The organism is Pseudomaricurvus hydrocarbonicus, assembly GCF_011602365.1.
GTDB lineage: Bacteria > Pseudomonadota > Gammaproteobacteria > Pseudomonadales > Cellvibrionaceae > Pseudomaricurvus > Pseudomaricurvus hydrocarbonicus.
Genome location: NZ_JAAONZ010000007.1, coordinates 44,928 through 60,517 on the forward strand (window position 1 = coordinate 44,928; position 15,590 = coordinate 60,517).

General features: G+C 56.1%; 15 protein-coding genes. 9 read left to right on the forward strand and 6 right to left on the reverse strand.

Annotation, left to right across the window (positions count from 1 at the left end):
* Nucleotides 1–14 precede the first annotated feature (14 nt).
* From G8770_RS11015 to G8770_RS11040, 6 genes are all read right to left on the reverse strand, one after another.
* Nucleotides 15–854, reverse strand: a complete 840-nt coding sequence (locus G8770_RS11015) for an alpha/beta fold hydrolase (protein WP_167186226.1) — start codon at nt 852–854, stop codon at nt 15–17.
* A 30-nt stretch (nt 855–884) separates the two neighbouring features.
* Nucleotides 885–1,754 carry an SDR family NAD(P)-dependent oxidoreductase gene (locus tag G8770_RS11020; protein ID WP_167186229.1) on the reverse strand — a complete coding sequence of 290 codons (870 nt, stop codon included), beginning with the start codon at nt 1,752–1,754 and terminating at the stop codon, nt 885–887.
* Between the two features lie 7 nt (nt 1,755–1,761).
* Nucleotides 1,762–2,964: a flavin-dependent monooxygenase gene (locus tag G8770_RS11025; RefSeq protein ID WP_167186232.1), complete on the reverse strand. Its 1,203-nt coding sequence runs from the start codon at nt 2,962–2,964 to the stop codon at nt 1,762–1,764.
* A gap of 59 nt (nt 2,965–3,023) precedes the next feature.
* The gene (locus G8770_RS11030; protein ID WP_208022196.1) at nt 3,024–3,584 is read right to left on the reverse strand and encodes a flavin reductase family protein; all 561 of its coding nucleotides are present in this window, start codon (nt 3,582–3,584) and stop codon (nt 3,024–3,026) included.
* Between the two features lie 229 nt (nt 3,585–3,813).
* On the reverse strand, nt 3,814–4,722 hold the full coding sequence (locus G8770_RS11035; RefSeq protein ID WP_167186235.1) for a VOC family protein: 909 nt from the start codon (nt 4,720–4,722) through the stop codon (nt 3,814–3,816).
* 53 nt (nt 4,723–4,775) lie between these two features.
* Nucleotides 4,776–6,377, reverse strand: coding sequence for a FadD3 family acyl-CoA ligase (locus tag G8770_RS11040; RefSeq protein WP_167186238.1), 1,602 nt, complete (start codon nt 6,375–6,377; stop codon nt 4,776–4,778).
* A 190-nt stretch (nt 6,378–6,567) separates the two neighbouring features.
* Here G8770_RS11040 and G8770_RS11045 point away from each other — a divergent pair, with 190 nt between their 5' ends.
* The 9 genes from G8770_RS11045 to G8770_RS11085 all read left to right on the forward strand — a co-directional run bounded on the left by G8770_RS11045 (nt 6,568) and on the right by G8770_RS11085 (nt 15,575).
* Nucleotides 6,568–7,443: a CoA transferase subunit A gene (locus G8770_RS11045; RefSeq protein WP_167186240.1), complete on the forward strand. Its 876-nt coding sequence runs from the start codon at nt 6,568–6,570 to the stop codon at nt 7,441–7,443.
* A gap of 59 nt (nt 7,444–7,502) precedes the next feature.
* A complete protein-coding gene (locus G8770_RS11050; RefSeq protein WP_167186243.1) occupies nt 7,503–8,306 on the forward strand; it encodes a CoA-transferase subunit beta in 804 nt (267 codons plus the stop codon).
* 45 nt (nt 8,307–8,351) lie between these two features.
* Nucleotides 8,352–9,224: an enoyl-CoA hydratase gene (locus G8770_RS11055; RefSeq protein ID WP_167186246.1), complete on the forward strand. Its 873-nt coding sequence runs from the start codon at nt 8,352–8,354 to the stop codon at nt 9,222–9,224.
* Between the two features lie 2 nt (nt 9,225–9,226).
* A complete protein-coding gene (locus G8770_RS11060; protein WP_167186249.1) occupies nt 9,227–10,318 on the forward strand; it encodes an NAD(P)H-dependent flavin oxidoreductase in 1,092 nt (363 codons plus the stop codon).
* 24 nt (nt 10,319–10,342) lie between these two features.
* Complete coding sequence (locus G8770_RS11065) at nt 10,343–11,089, forward strand: enoyl-CoA hydratase family protein (protein WP_167186252.1); 747 nt, start codon at nt 10,343–10,345, stop codon at nt 11,087–11,089.
* A 63-nt stretch (nt 11,090–11,152) separates the two neighbouring features.
* Nucleotides 11,153–12,316, forward strand: a complete 1,164-nt coding sequence (locus tag G8770_RS11070; protein WP_167186255.1) for an acyl-CoA dehydrogenase — start codon at nt 11,153–11,155, stop codon at nt 12,314–12,316.
* A gap of 10 nt (nt 12,317–12,326) precedes the next feature.
* Nucleotides 12,327–13,391: an acyl-CoA dehydrogenase family protein gene (locus tag G8770_RS11075; RefSeq protein WP_167186258.1), complete on the forward strand. Its 1,065-nt coding sequence runs from the start codon at nt 12,327–12,329 to the stop codon at nt 13,389–13,391.
* 90 nt (nt 13,392–13,481) lie between these two features.
* Nucleotides 13,482–14,630 carry an acetyl-CoA C-acetyltransferase gene (locus G8770_RS11080; protein ID WP_167186261.1) on the forward strand — a complete coding sequence of 383 codons (1,149 nt, stop codon included), beginning with the start codon at nt 13,482–13,484 and terminating at the stop codon, nt 14,628–14,630.
* 60 nt (nt 14,631–14,690) lie between these two features.
* Nucleotides 14,691–15,575, forward strand: coding sequence for an SDR family oxidoreductase (locus G8770_RS11085; RefSeq protein WP_167186264.1), 885 nt, complete (start codon nt 14,691–14,693; stop codon nt 15,573–15,575).
* Nucleotides 15,576–15,590 lie beyond the last annotated feature (15 nt).

Below are 15,590 nucleotides of genomic sequence, written 5' to 3' on the forward strand. Positions count from 1 at the left end.
TCCTGGTTGTGTGCTTACGCGTTGGCCGTGGTCTGTTGCAGGAACTCGACACAGCGGCGGTTGAACAAGTCGGGGTATTCGATCATCACCCAGTGACCACACTGGCTCAGGGTGATTACCTGGGCGTCACGGCAGTGGCGGGCGAGTTTTTCGGCACCGCTGACCGGGCAAAATTTGTCGTTGGCCCCCCAGAAGCCCAACACCGGACACTGAATTTCCGCCAGGCGTTCGGTGAGGTTCGGGGTGGACATGCGGGTGAAGACACTGGGATTTTGCGTCGCCAAAACCCGGAAGCGCTCCGCGATCAGTTCGTCAGTAATGTGTTTGGGATCAAACACAATCAACTGCAGGACTTCTTTCAGGTAAGCGGGCGTGAACTCCGGCGAGCCGAGCGGTACTTTGGTCATGGCCTGGATACCTTCCATGGTCTGGAAGTAGGTGACCTGATCTTCCAGCGCGCCACAGCCCATCAGCATCAAATGGCTGACCCGTTCAGGCGCCTTCAGTGCCATGCCAATACTGACTGCACCACCCAGCGAGTTGCCCACCAGGGCGAAGCGGGAAAGATCCAGCTTGTCGGCAAAGGCCAGCAGGGTGTCGGTGAAAAAGTCGAGGCTGTAATCCAGGTCCGGTTTGTCACTGTCGCCGAAACCTGGCAGGTCCGGGATGATGACCTGATATCCGTGGTCGGCAAAGTAGTTGGCGTTGTAGCGGAAATTGAGCCAGCCACTGGCACCGGGGCCGCTGCCCTGCAGAAAAATAACGGCGGGTCCGCTGCCCTGAGTGGTGTAATGCAGTTTCAGGTCACCGTCGAGCGTGACGTATTGGCTCTCTGGCTGAAGTGGTAATGACATAGGGTTATCTCTGCGTTTTTATGGATAGAATTACTCAACCACCGCGGCGCTGAACTCAAACGGAGCACCGAGCATGTCACGGTGGGAAACCGGTTGTTTGCCATCAATGTCCTCGACACCCAGACTCTGGCCCAGTTCGGCACCGACAAACGTTTGCCCGGACTTGTCCATTAATTGCGGATCGCGATACAGGGCGCTGATCACACGACCGGTAAATTCCGGTGACTCTGCCAGCTCGTGAAATCCGGCGTATTTCTCCGGTTCTTGTTGCATGACCTGGTCCGTGCGCTCGGTCTTGAGCATGCCCATCCACAGGGACACGCTGGCGACGTTGAACGGACGCAGATCGTGCGCCATGTCCCAGGCCATTTTATCGTGCCCGACTTTTTGTGCGCCGTAAGCGGGGCCGTGCATGTAGCAACGTGCACCAAAGGAGCCGGTGTTAACGATCAGGCCGGAGCCCTGCGCGGTCATCATCTGAGCTGCGTGCCAACTGGCGATGTAACTGGAACGCAAGCCCACATCGATCATGCCCACCAGGTCGATAGACTTGGTCCAGAAGCCGCCGGGTTTGATCAGATCGTCGTGGACGTGAGCGGCGTTGTTGACGAGGATATCCAACCGCCCCTGTTCGTCGGCGATGCGCTCAAACAGCGCCGCTACCTGTTGGTCGTCTGCGTGATCGCAGACCGCCGCGATGCCAGTGCCACCGCGGCGACAGATGTCGTCTGCGGTAGCAAACACGGTTCCGGGCAATGGTGCGTCACCTTCTTGCTGGCTGCGGCCGGTGACATAGATAATGTCACCTTCGCTGCCAAAGGCCAGGGCAATGCCCTTGCCGGCGCCGCGGCTGGCACCGGTGACTAACACCACACGGGGTTTGCTCGCATTCTGTGTCATAGGGTTCTCACAAGAAAATATCGTTGCTTTCCAGGCCCAGTTGCACACCGCCGTAGTTGGTGCCAAATTTATAGGGGTTATTGGCAACGTGGGCGCGCCCGGCGAGAATGTCCAGTACAAAGCGCTGCAGCGGGCTGCTGGTAAAAATTGCACGACCGCCACACATCTTTTGCAGTTCCAGCGCGACTTCCAGACAGGCTTCCGGCACCGCCGCTGACTCATAGCGGTACTGAATGCGGGTGGTCATGTCGGTGGCCTGGCCCTGACGGGCATCGCTCATCAATTGATCCATGTTGCTGAATAATTTCATCTTCAGCTGATCCACCAGCGCCTGGGCACGGGCCACGGCCATTTGCGCATTGGGGTCTTCTGCCGTTTTGGAACCATCATTAGTTCCCACGCGTTTCGAGGCCACGTCGCGATACGCGTTGATCGCGCCCTGAGTGGCACCGATGGTAGAGCCGGACACGGCGCGCGGGAACAACTGACCAAACGGGATCTGGTAAAGCGGTACGGTCTTGGAATCGATGCCGGGGTTGGTACCGTGAAAGCCATCCAGTGAACGGTGCGTCCGGTAGTCAGGCACAAATGCATCCTCCACGACAATGTCGTTACTGCCGGTGCCTTGCAGACCAAAGGTGTGCCAGGTGTCGACGATTTTGAAATCGCTTCTGGGTACCAGAAAGGTGCGGTAATCCGGGGCTGGATTGTCGGCTGTCGGCGGTACAACACCGCCCAGAAACACCCAGTCGCAGTGATCGCAACCACTGGAAAAGGCCCAGCGGCCACTGAATTTAAAACCACCCTCAACGGGTTCGACTTTACCAACGGGCATATAGGACGAAGCGATTAGAACACTGGTGTCGTCTTTCCAGATATCTTGCTGCGCTTTCAAATCAAACAGGGCAATCTGCCAGTTGTGCACGGCGATGACGCCGTAGATCCAGGCAGTGGACATGCAGCCTTCGGCCAGGGCCATCTGCACTTCGAAAAACACTTGCGGATCCATCTCGTAGCCGCCCCAGCGCTTGGGTTGCAGTACCCGGAAAAATCCAGCGTCGTGCATTTTGGCGACGGTTTCTTCAGGTACTTTGCGCTCGGCCTGGGCTTTGGACGCTTGTTCTTGCAGGTAGGGGATCATGTCCCTTGCACGCTGAATTACCAGCTCCGGTGTCATGTTGGATGTGAGGGCAGTTTCTTGAACGGTCATCGCTTATACTCGCTCTTGTCTATGGGCTGGTTATGTATGAATTCGGTGGTCTGGTTTTTTCAGGCAACGGTGGCCAGATCGGTGTAGCGTCCAGCGTGAAATACCAGCGGCACCTGATTTTTGTGGTCGTAGTTTTCAACCCGGCCCACCAGAATAATGTGATCGCCACCTTCGTAGCGGTGTTCGGTAGTGCATTCAAAACGTGCACAGTAGTCGTTCAGAAGCGGTACGCCACCGTGGCCAATGGTACAGTCGATGCCTGCGAAGCGATCGCCACCTTTGGAGGCGAACTGGTTTGAGATAACCTGCTGGTCGGCGTGCAGGACATGAATGGCAAAATGATCGGCCTGGTTAAATACGTCAAAACTGCCGGACGATTTGGCAACGCTCCACAGTACCAGCATCGGGTCCAGAGAAACGGAGCTGAAACTGTTGGCGGTCATCCCCACAGGGTTGCCTTCGGCATCAAGGGCGGTGACTACGGTAACACCGGTGGTAAACTGGCCCAGTGCATTGCGGAATTCTCTCGGGTCTTTTTGCACATGCCCTGATGGTTGCACATGCCCTGATGGTTGTTGGGCCACGTGTGACTGACCAGATCGTTGTTGACGCATTTCCATAACGACTCACTTTCTTAAAATACAGTTGCAGGTTCCTGGCGCGGTCCGAGTTTGTGGACTGATTACCATGGTTGTCATAGTCGCAAAGCGACCTATGGGTGTCATACCTCAAATGGCCTAGTTGTATCGCTGCGAAAAGGCGTTAAAGCGGACAAGAATTTTGAAAAAAACCCGGCCTCAAACGCACAGAAGCCGGGAGTGCAGCAAGGGGAGGAACTGGACAGTTGTGTTATTCAAATCCAACTGAAAAGTCATGTCCCCAGAAACTGTTGACCGTGCTTTGGAACGGTGAATATTTGTTCCAGTCAGCTATCGTGCGGCCTTCTGCGCCGTACTCGACCATAAACCCTGATGGGGTCGCCATATAAAAACTGACCATATGATCGTTGGCGTGTCTTCCCAGCGTGCCGGTGAGCTTGACGCCTGCGGCGGCACGGCGATCCATGGCGCGGCCCACTTCATCCACGCTGTTGACCTCAACCATCACATGCACACATCCGGTAGGATTCGGCGCTTCCATGATGGCAAGGCTGTGGTGGCGCTCGTTGCAGTGCATAAAATACAGGCGCTTTTCCGGTTCTTCGGGATCTGGCGTGAATCGCACTTTCATCAGATCCGAAAGTTCAAAACCCATGACGGTCTGATAAAAATCCAGCGTCGGGTCAAAGTCCGGGGCGGGCAGTACGACGTGGCCAAACCCCTGATCCCCGGTGACAAAATGTTTGATGCCAACCGGAGACGCGAATTGGCCGAAATCCGACACCGGGCCCCAGTACAACTCGTGGCGATTGCCTTGCGGATCAGCAAACTGAATCAAATCCTGAACTTGTCGGGCTTGAATCAGGTCGGCACTGCCTTGCTGGTAAGCAACATCGTGTGCTTCGAGGGTGTTGATGGCATCGGCAAAGTCCTTGGGACCGGCTACTTCCCAGCCGCTGAAGGCGTAGCGATCCTGGTCCGCAGCTTCCACCAGAATCCGGTAGGGGCGGTCATCCATTTTTAAGTACACGCACTCTTTGTCTTCGCCGCGCAGCGTTTCGCTATTGTCCATCATGCCCAGCACCTGAGTGCCATAGTGGGACCAGTGGGCGGGGTTGGTGCTGTGAACGCCGATATAACCCAGGCTGTGTATTTTCATGTTGCGTCTCTCTTCAGGCTGTTATTTACGGAGTTTTTGATTGATCAACGTTTTTACGCGTTAATCATATGGCGCAATTCGGGTTTCATCACTTTCCCGGAGGCGTTCAGTGGCAGACTGTCGACGATGTTTACTCTGCGCGGCACCTTGTAATTGGCCATCTGCTCACGACACCATTTGATTAGCTCCTCGGCGGTCAGTTGTTGGTTGTTTTTCAGCACCACAAAAGCCATCGCAACTTCACCCATACGTTCATCGGGAACGCCAATAATAGCGTTCATGGCAATGGCGGGGTGGTTGGACAGAATGTTTTCGATTTCGGCGGGGTAACAGTTAAAGCCGCCGGTGATGAACATGTCTTTCAAGCGATCGGTAATGCGCAAGTTCCCCTGTGCGTCCAGAACACCGATGTCACCAGTGTGCAGCCAGCCGTCGGCATCGATGGCCTCGCGAGTGGCGGCTTCGTTTTCAAAGTAGCCTTTCATGACACTGTAGCCGCGGATAGCAATTTCACCGGGCTCGTCGACCGCGACCGGCCGGTTATTGCTATCGACACAGCGTACTTCGAGGCCATCAATGGCACGGCCTGAGGTGGTGGCCACGGTTTCGGCCGCATCTCCCGGCCGGCACGTGGTGCTAAGACCGCAGGCTTCGGTCAGGCCATAGGCTGTGACCACGGTTTCAAATCCCAGCTTGTCACGCATTTGTCGAATCATCTCCACCGGAATCGCGGCGGCACCGGTTGAGGTGCAGCGCAGGCTGGAAATGTCGTACTGGTCCAGTTGCGGGTAGGTCAACAGGGACTGAAACAAGGTGGGCGGCCCCGGTAGAATGGTAATCTGCTCGCTGGCAATCCGCTTTAGGATTTCCAAGCTGTCGAATACGGCGTGAGGCAAAACCGTGACGCCTTTCAGCAAGCAGGCGAGGATGCCTGCTTTGTAGCCGAAGCTGTGGAAAAACGGGTTGACTATCAGGTAGCGGTCACCGGGTCGAACTCCCAGGTTGTCGCCCCAGAAGGCGAAGGTTTTCAGGTTTTGTTCATGGCAGGTCATGACGCCTTTAGGTTTGCCGGTGGTTCCGGACGTGAACAGGATGTCAGATACGTCGTCCGCTGTGACGCTGTGCATTCGTTCTTCCAGCCGGCTGGCGGTGATGTTGGTGCCTTCCGTCAAAAAACTCTCCCAGCGGGTGTGTTTGCCGCTGTCGCGCTGAGCTGCCTGGCGGAAAGTCACGATGCCTTCCAGGCTGGGTAGGGATTCATCATCCAGCTGGGCCGGGTAATCGGTACCCAAAAATTCAGCAATGGAAAACAACAGTCGGGCGCGACTCTGACGCAGAATAAAAGCGGCTTCGGTGCCCTTATAGCGGGTATTCAACGTCACCAACACCGCGCCGACGCACTGGGCACCCAGTGCTGCAGCAATCCACTCATGAACATTGGGAGCCCAGATCGCAATGCGGTCGCCGTGATTGATGCCGCGAGCGATCAGCGCGGCGGCCACCTGGCGGGCAAGACTTTCGAATTGCTGAAAACTGATGCTGATCGTACCGTCCGGGGTGGTGTCCTCAATAAAGGGGCTGTCGCCAAATTCGCGGGCGGCGGCGCTGACCAGTTGCGGGATGGTGCTGGGTGTTGGCTGGAGTGCATGGCTCATAGGCGATAGTCGTATCCGAATTTTCTGTATTCACGGCTTGGGTGGGGTGTTTTTCAAGGCCCTTTAATGATTGACCAAGGTATAGAAACTGCTTCGGCCTGTCATAGTCCTGTTGGACGATGAGGCGAGACGGGGTGGTGGGGATAATGATTTCAACTCGCTAAATGCCAGAAAAATATAGAGGTTTTGCATGAACAAACTGTTATCCGCACAAGATGCCGTTGCCCAGATCCAGAGCGGTATGACCATAGGAATTGGGGGTTGGGGACCTCGTCGCAAGCCCATGGCGCTGGTGCGGGAGTTGTTGCGTTCAGACGTAAAGGATCTGACCGTGGTGGCTTACGGTGGTGCAGATGTCGGCATGTTGTGTGCGTCCGGCAAGGTGAAAAAAGTGATCTTCGCCTTTGTCTCTCTCGATTTTATACCGCTGGAACCCTACTTCCGTCAGGCGCGTCAAAACGGTGATATCGAGGTGATGGAAATCGACGAAGGCATGATGTTGCAGGGGTTGCGTGCTGCGGCCTGGAAGATTCCTTTTATTCCTACCAATTTGGGATTGGGGACTGATGTCATCAAGCTGAATCCAGAGTTGAAAGTGATTGACAGTCCCTATGACGACAAGGAATGGGTGGCCATGCCGGCGCTGAAGCTGGATGTGGCGCTGATTCATGCCGATCGCGCTGATGCGCGCGGTGTCTGCCAGATCAAAGGCCCGGATATGTACATGGACGACTGGTTTGCCCGCGCAGCCGTCAACACCATCGTCAGCTGTGATGAGCTGGTTGATGCCGAGTATTTCGCTGACGGCGATGAAGCCCGTTATGTCTACTGGGAGCGCTCACAGACTTCCTCGGTCGTTCATATCCCAGGCGGTGCACACCCCACGTCCTGCAGTCCGCTGTACGGTTTTGACATCCCTCACTTCAAAGCGTACGCCGCCAGCGCCAAAGACGGTGGTTTTGACAGCTACTGCAAAGAATTTATCGACGGTAAATCCGAAGCCGACTATCAGGCAGCGGTGGGTGGTCTGGACGCCATCCGCGCAATTGCTCTGCCAGTCTATTAATGCTGACGACGTTTACAACTGCAGCAGCCACCGTCTGAAACGATTTAAGGAATAATTTAATGAGCACTCCCGCACAAGATTACAGCCTGGCCGAATTGATGATCGTGGCCGGCGCCGAAGCCTTCCGTCACGATGGTGAAGTTCTGGCTACCGGCATTGGTTTGATACCGCGTCTGGCCGCCAGTCTGGCGATGACAACCTTCAACCCGGACATGATGATGACCGACTCCGAGGCCTATCTGTTGTCGGAGCCGAACCCGGTCAGCGGCCGCAAACCCGGTCAGGTTCAAAAGCAGGAAACCTGGATGGGTTTCTCACGCATTTTTGACAACGTCTGGAGTGGTAAACGCCATGCCATGGTTGGACCAACCCAGATCGACCGCTTCGGCCAGGCCAACATTTCTGCGCTGGGTGATGACTACAGCAAGCCTAAAGTGCAGATGCTGGGTGTCCGCGGTTTTCCCGGTAACTCCATCAGCCACGCCAATTCATTTTTTGTTCCCACGCACAACACCCGCGTGTTTGTCGAGCGTGAGTGTGATGTGGTGGCCTCCATTGGTTACAACCCCGAGCGCTTGCCTAAAGGTTACCAGTTGAATGATATCGATATTCGTTTGGTGATTACCGACCTGGGTGTGATGAACTGGCAGGGCCCCAATCACATGCTGCAACTGGTGAGTCTGCACCCGGGGATTACAGTTGAACAGGTGGTGGAGAATACCGGTTTTGAAATTCATATTCCCGCTAATGTACCGGTAACGGTTGCGCCGACAGAGGAGCAGTTGGCGGTGATTCAACAACTGGATCCGCTCAACTTTCGCGCCAAGCAGCTGAAAGATAACCCCCCGGGAGATCGCAGCTAATCAACCCTTCTTTCTTTTTACAATTTGCTAATCGGCGGTGACGACATGAGTGAAAAATCTAACGCGGCAGCTGAAGAAAAAGACATCGTTCTCTACGAAACTCACGAGAACGTGGCGATCATTACCATGAATCGCCCGCAGTACAACAACGCCCAGAACGGGCGTATGACTTATGAACTTGATGACGCCTTCAAGCGTGCGGTCGATGACGATAATGTCAAAGTCATTATTCTGAAAGGGGCGGGCAAACACTTCTCGGCCGGGCATGATATCGGCACGCCGGGGCGCGACATCAACGACAGCCAGGATCGTAAAACCCTCTGGTACGACCACGCCAACAAAACCGGTGGTGAATTTCTCTACGTGCGCGAGGCGGAAGCCTATCTGGGCATGTGTCGCCGCTGGCGCGACGCGCCCAAGCCCACCATTGCCATGGTACAGGGCGCTTGTATTGCCGGCGGCCTGATGCTGGCCTGGGTGTGTGACCTGATTGTCGCCTCCGACGATGCGTTCTTTTCCGATCCGGTGGTGCGCATGGGCATTCCCGGGGTGGAATATTTTGCACATCCGTATGAATTGAACCCGCGCATTGCCAAGGAGTTTCTGTTCACCGGCGACCGCATGAGTGCCGAGCGCGCTTACCAGATGGGGATGGTTAACCGGGTCGTCAGTCGCGATTCTCTGGACGAAGAGACTCTCAAGTTGGCCACCAAGGTGGCGGAGATGCCACGTTTGGGGCTGACCCTGACCAAGCAGGCGATCAATCACATTGAAGACCTGCAGGGCAAACGCACGGGGATGGATGCCGCATTTGCCTGGCATCACTTTGCCCACACCCACAATGAATTGGAAACCGGCCACAAGCTGGCCGGTCAGGATGCCAAATCCATGGCCGCGAAAAACAAGGCCGAGAGTTGAATATGTCCTCCGTATCTATGCAAACTTCTCTCACGGATCTGCTGGGCTGTCAGTACCCCGTCATTCAAACGGCCATGGGCTGGGTGGCCGATGCCAACCTGGTGGCGGCCACCTGCAATGCCGGCGGTTTTGGCTTCCTGGCGGGTGCGGTGATGACCCCGGCGGAAGTGGAAGCGGGTATCCTGGCCATTAAAGCCAAAACCGATAAACCCTTTGGTGTCAACTTTCACATGTACACCCCCGGCGCGATGGAGATTATTGATATCTGCATCAGGCACGGCGTGCGTGCGGTGAGTTACAGCCGTTCACCGGCCAAATCCATGATTCAAAAATTGAAAGACGCAGGCATTGTGTGTATCCCCACGGTCGGTGCGCTCAAGCACGCCATCAAGGCAGTGGAAATGGGTGCCGATGCGGTGGTGGTGCAGGGCGGCGAAGGCGGTGGTCACACCGGCTCGGTGGCAAGCAACATTTTATTGCCACAGGTGGTTGATGCGCTGGACGTGCCGGTGGTGGCCGCGGGCGGCTTTAAAGACGGACGCGGCCTGGTCGCCGCCCTGTCTTACGGTGCTGCCGGTATCGCTATGGGCACCCGATTTTTAATGACCCGCGAAAGCCCGGTGCCAGAAGCCACCAAAAGGCATTACCTGAGCGCGGTGACCGAACAGATTGTGGTCAGCAAAAAGCTCGATGGTATGCCGCAGCGCATGATCAACAACCCCTGTCTGCAACAACTGCAAACCACGTCGTCGCTGGGCATGTTGTGGCTGGCCATAAAAAACGGTCTGGCCTTCACCCGGCTTACCGGCGGTTCCCTGCTGGCGATGTTGCAATCTGCCTGGCAGATGAAAAAAGCCAATGGCTTGAGCCTGGGACAGACACTGATGGCCGCCAACGCCCCGATGATGATTCAGGAAGCGATGGTAAACGGGCATCCCGACCAGGGCATCCTGCCCAGTGGGCAGGTGGCGGGCACCATTCAGGACCTGCCCAGCGGAGCGGAGTTGATGGCGTCCATCGTTGAACAGGCTGAAGCCACCTTGTTGGAATTTTCCTCCCGCTGTGCTCACGCTCAGGTGGCCGTAAACCCTTAATCAGAATTTAACCGGAGAGGCCTCATGGCGTTTGAAGTAGCAATCGAAAATGGTATTGCGGAAATGGTGTTTAACAAACCGCCGGTCAATGCCTTTAACAGTACAGAATGGGCCGCCATTTCCCGGCGTCTGGATGAACTCGGGGTCGACGACAGCGCGCGGGTAATTGTGATCCGCGCCGAGGGCAAAGGTTTCTGCGCCGGAGTGGATATCAAGGAACTGGCTGCCGACAGTAGCAAAATCATCCCGGTCAACAAAGGCAACTACGATACCTTCCGCGCCATTCACCTGAATCCCAAGCCGGTCATTGTGGCTTTGCACGGTTTTGTACTGGGTGGCGGCATCGGTATTTCCGGTGCGGCGGACATCATCGTCGCTTCGGAATGTGCCCGTTTTGGTGTGCCCGAAGTGGATCGTGGGGCGATGGGCGGTGGGGCGCATCTGCAGCGTATGTTCCCGGTACAAAAGGTTCGCTACATGTACTACACCGGCGACTTTATCGATGCTCAGGAAGCTTACCGTCTGGGCGCAGTAGAGCGGGTGGTCAGCAAGGACGAGCTGCGCGCTACCGCGTTGGAAATCGCGGCCAAAATCGCCGACAAGAGTTCGCCCATGATCCAGCTCGCCAAAGAAGCATTGACCGGTGTGGAGGATGGCAACCTGGAAGACAAATACCGCTGGGAGCAGGGGTTTACTCTGCAGGCTTACACCGAAGGTGATTCCCAGGAAGCCCGCGACGCGTTTGTCGAAAAACGCGATGCGAAATTTTAACGTTCGGGCTTTAACGGACACACGAGACACAAGTTAACCGAAACGACACACGAGAATGCGGTTATGGATTTGAATTATACCCCCGAACAGATTGCCTTTCGTCAAGAAGTCCGGCAGTGGCTGGCCGACAACGTGCCCGCTGAACCCCTTCAGTCTTTTGACACCGAAGAGGGCTTTGAACAGCATCGGCAATGGGAGAAGACCCTCGCCAAAGGCAACTGGGGCATGGTGACCTGGCCCCAGGAGTACGGCGGCCGCGCTTGTAATCTGATTGAGTGGCTGATCTTCGAAGAAGAATACTACCGCGCCAAAGCGCCGCTGCGGGTGAACCAGAACGGTATCTTCCTGCTCGGCCCGACTTTGATGGAATATGGCACGCCTGAACAAAAAGAGCGTTTCATTACCCAAATGGCCCGCGGTGAAGAAATGTGGGCGCAGGGCTGGTCCGAGCCTGGGGCTGGCAGTGATATGGCGGCCATTCGCTCAAAAGCCATCCGCGACGGTGACGAGTACGTGATCAATGGCCAGAAAGTCTGGTCCACACGCGCGGTGTTTGCCGACTGGGTGTTCTGTATTTTCCGAACCGACCCGGATTCGGAGCGCCACCACGGGCTGTCGTTTATTTTCGTACCATTGGATGCACCGGGTGTGACGGTGAGGCCGATCCCCCAGCTGGATGGCCTGCCGGGGTTTGCTGAAATTTTCTTTGATGATGTGCGTGTGCCTGTCAGTAACCGTCTGGGTGACGAGGGTCAGGGATGGCACATTGCCATGGCCACCGCCGGCTTCGAGCGCGGTCTGATGCTGCGCAGTCCGGCGCGTTTTCAGGAAACCGCCAAGCGATTGGTGGAACTTTATCGTGCACATCAGAACGACATTCTTGATCTGACCATCGAAGACGCTGTGGTGAAATCCTACATGGACGCTGAAGCTTATGCCTTGTCGACCTATCAAACGGCCTCACGTTTGATCAAAGGTGGCAAGATCGGTGCCGAAGCGTCGCTTAACAAAATATTCTGGTCCGAGCTGGATCAGCGTATGCACGAAACCGCCATGAGTATCCTCGCCTCCCGAGCCGAACTGCTGCCGCATTCTTCCGCGGCCGGAAATGTTGGCGCCTGGCTAGAAGGCTTCCTGTTCTCGCAGTCCGGTCCCATCTACGCCGGCACCAACGAGATTCAACGCAACATCATTGCCGAGCGTCTGCTGGGCATGCCGCGCAAATAAGGGGATTGCCATGGATTTTACTTTTACCGAAGACCAGCTGCTGTTTTGCGACAGCGTCAAAAATTTCCTGCAAGCTGAAATTACTCCGGAATCCCTGCGTGCCAGCTGGGACACCGACACCGGCCGCAGCGATGAACTCTGGCAAACTATCGTGGAGTTGGGGTTGACCGCCATGCTGGTACCTGAAGCACAGGGCGGCTTGGGGATGAACGAACTCGACTTTATTTTACTGGCACAGGAGTGCGGCCGCGTTGCTTTGGCGGAAGCCTTAGTCGAAACTGCGCTGGTGGCCACGCCCCTGCTAAGTGCTCTGGTCGATAAAGACCCGCGCTGTGCTTCCCTGTTGGAAAAAATCGCCAGCGGTGAAATCCGTGTTGCGGTGGGTCATCCAGCCAATGAACTGGTTAGTGATGCGCACGTTGCCGATTGGCTGCTGCTACCCAGTGGTGATCAGATTCATCTGCTGGCCCGCGATCAAGTCAAACTGGTTACCCAGCACAGCGTTGATCCGAGTCGTCGCTTATTTACTGTTGAGTGGAAAGCCACTGATGAGACCTGCCTTGCAGGTGGCCCTGAAGGGGTTCAGCTGCTGGCTGCCAGCCTGAATCGTGGCGCCTTGGGTTGTGCGGCACAGTTGGTGGGACTGGCTGAGGCTATGGTCAGTTTGACGGTTGACTACACCGCTGATCGTCATCAATTCGGCAAGGCGATCGGTACCAATCAGGCCTTGAAACATCACATGGCCAACTGCGCCGTAAAATCCGAATTTGCGAAAGCGCCGTTGTATCGTGCCGCATATACGCTGAGTAAGGCACCACAAAATGCCGACTTTGCCGTCTCCCACGCGAAAGTGGCCGCAGGGGAAGCGGCATTACTGGCGGCCAAGAACGCGATTCAGTCGTTCGGGGCGATGGGTTACACCTGGGAATGCGACCTGCACATTTTTATGAAGCGGGCCTGGGCACTGGACAAGTTTTGGGGGCACACAGGCTTCCACAAAAACCGTCTGCACCAATGGTTGATGAATCCCAATGCCAAAATCGGAGCTGATAAAACATTCGGGATACAGGGCTAGTTTTTCCCGTCATTGCTGCGCTTGCGATGACGGGAGCAGTGATCACCGTCACGGTAACAACACCAGATACAGAGTCAGAGAGAAAAAATTATGGCTGAAGCCTATATAGTTGATGCACTGCGCACACCCACCGGACGTCGTAAGGGCGGCCTGTCTCATGTGCACGGCGCCGATCTTGGCGCGCATGTGTTAAAGCACCTGGTGGCGCGTAACGGCATACCCGATGCCGATTACGATGACGTCATTTTTGGTTGTGTCGATACCATCGGTCCCTTGGCCGGTGATATTGCCCGCACCTGCTGGCTGGCGGCCGGCCTGGACCAGGGCGTGCCCGGTACCACCATCGACCGTCAGTGTGGCTCCTCGCAACAGGCCGTGCACTTTGCGGCGCAGGCGGTGATGTCTGGCACCATGGATGTGGTGGTGGCCGGGGGGGTACAGACCATGACCCAGATTCCAATTTCTTCCGCCATGATCGCGGCCGAACCCCTGGGCTTTGCGAATCCCTTTACGGGCTCCAAAGGTTGGGTGGAACGCTACGGTGATATTCCGCCGACACAATTTAACTCGGCGCAAATGATCGCTGACAAGTGGGGCCTCTCCCGCCACGAACTGGAAGTCTACTCGCTCGAATCTCACACGCGGGCACTGAGAGCGATTGAAGAAGGCCGTTTTGACCGTGAAATTGTACCGCTGGAAGGGGTGACCACTGACGAAACTCCGCGTCAATCGACGCTGGAAAAAATGGCGGAGCTGGAAGGCATTTTCGGTTGTGACAAAGTCACGGCCGGGGTTGCCTCGCAAACCTGCGATGCGGCTTCTGCGTTGTTGGTGGTGTCGGAAGACGCACTTAAACGCTACAACCTGACACCGCGCGCCCGCATTCACCACATGAGTGTGCGCGCCGACGATCCCATCTGGATGTTGACCGCGCCCATTCCGGCCACCAAGTACGCCTTGAAAAAAGCCGGCATGAGCCTGGCGGAGATCGATCTGGTGGAAATTAACGAAGCCTTCGCTTCTGTGGCCATGGCCTGGTTGAAAGAGACCGGCTATGACCACGCCAAAACCAATGTGAACGGTGGAGCCATTGCCCTTGGGCATCCACTGGGTGCTACTGGCACCAAACTGATGACCACACTGCTGCACGAACTGGAGCGCACCAATGGACGCTATGGTTTGCAGACCATGTGTGAAGGCGGTGGTCAGGCTAACGTCACGATTATTGAGCGCCTCTAACGGCGACAATTGTTGCGCTGCGGCGCAATCTACCAAAGACAAGATCAGAGGAACAGCAGTATGGGTATTTTGGATAATCGGGTTGTCATCATTACCGGTGCCGGCGGCGGTCTGGGCGCGGCCCACGCAAAAGTCCTGGCCGCTGAGGGTGCGAGTGTGGTGGTGAACGATATTAACGCGGCAGCCGCTCAAGCGGTGGTGGATGCTATTACCGCAGCCGGTGGCAAAGCGGTCGTGAATACGTCCGACATCACCAACTACGACGACAGTCAGAATGCGGTCAGGCAAGCCATTGAAAGCTTTGGTGATCTGCACGTGGTATTGAACAACGCCGGTATCAACCGCGACCGCATGTTTGCCTCCCTGAGTGAAGCTGATTGGGACGCAATCATGAGTGTGCATCTGAAAGGTCATTTCTGCATTACCTCCCACGCGGTGCACTACTGGCGCGCCAAGTCCAAAGAGGGCAAGGCCGTCGACGCACGCATTATCAACACCACTTCCGGCGCGGGTCTGCAGGGCTCTATTGGGCAATCAAACTACGCCGCCGCCAAAGGCGGCATCGCCGCACTGACGTTGAACCAGGCGGCGGAGTTGGCTCGCTATGGCATTACCGCCAATGCGGTAGCACCCGCGGCGCGCACTGGTATGACCACAGCCGTTGAGGCGATGGCGACCCGCATGGCGAAGCCGGAAGACGGCAGCTTCGATTATTTTGCACCGGAAAATGTATCTTCGTTAATGGCGTGGCTGGCTTCGGCGGAGTCGACAGACATCAGCGGCCGCATTTTTGAATCTGAAGGTGGCAAGATATCCATCGCCGACGGTTGGCGCACCACCGAAGGTGTCGACAAGGGAGCACGCTGGGAACCTGCGCAAGTGGGCGAAGCGATGAAAGCGTTGCTGGCCAAAGAAGTACCGGCGCAGAACGTTTACGGTACCTGATAGAGTATTGAGGTT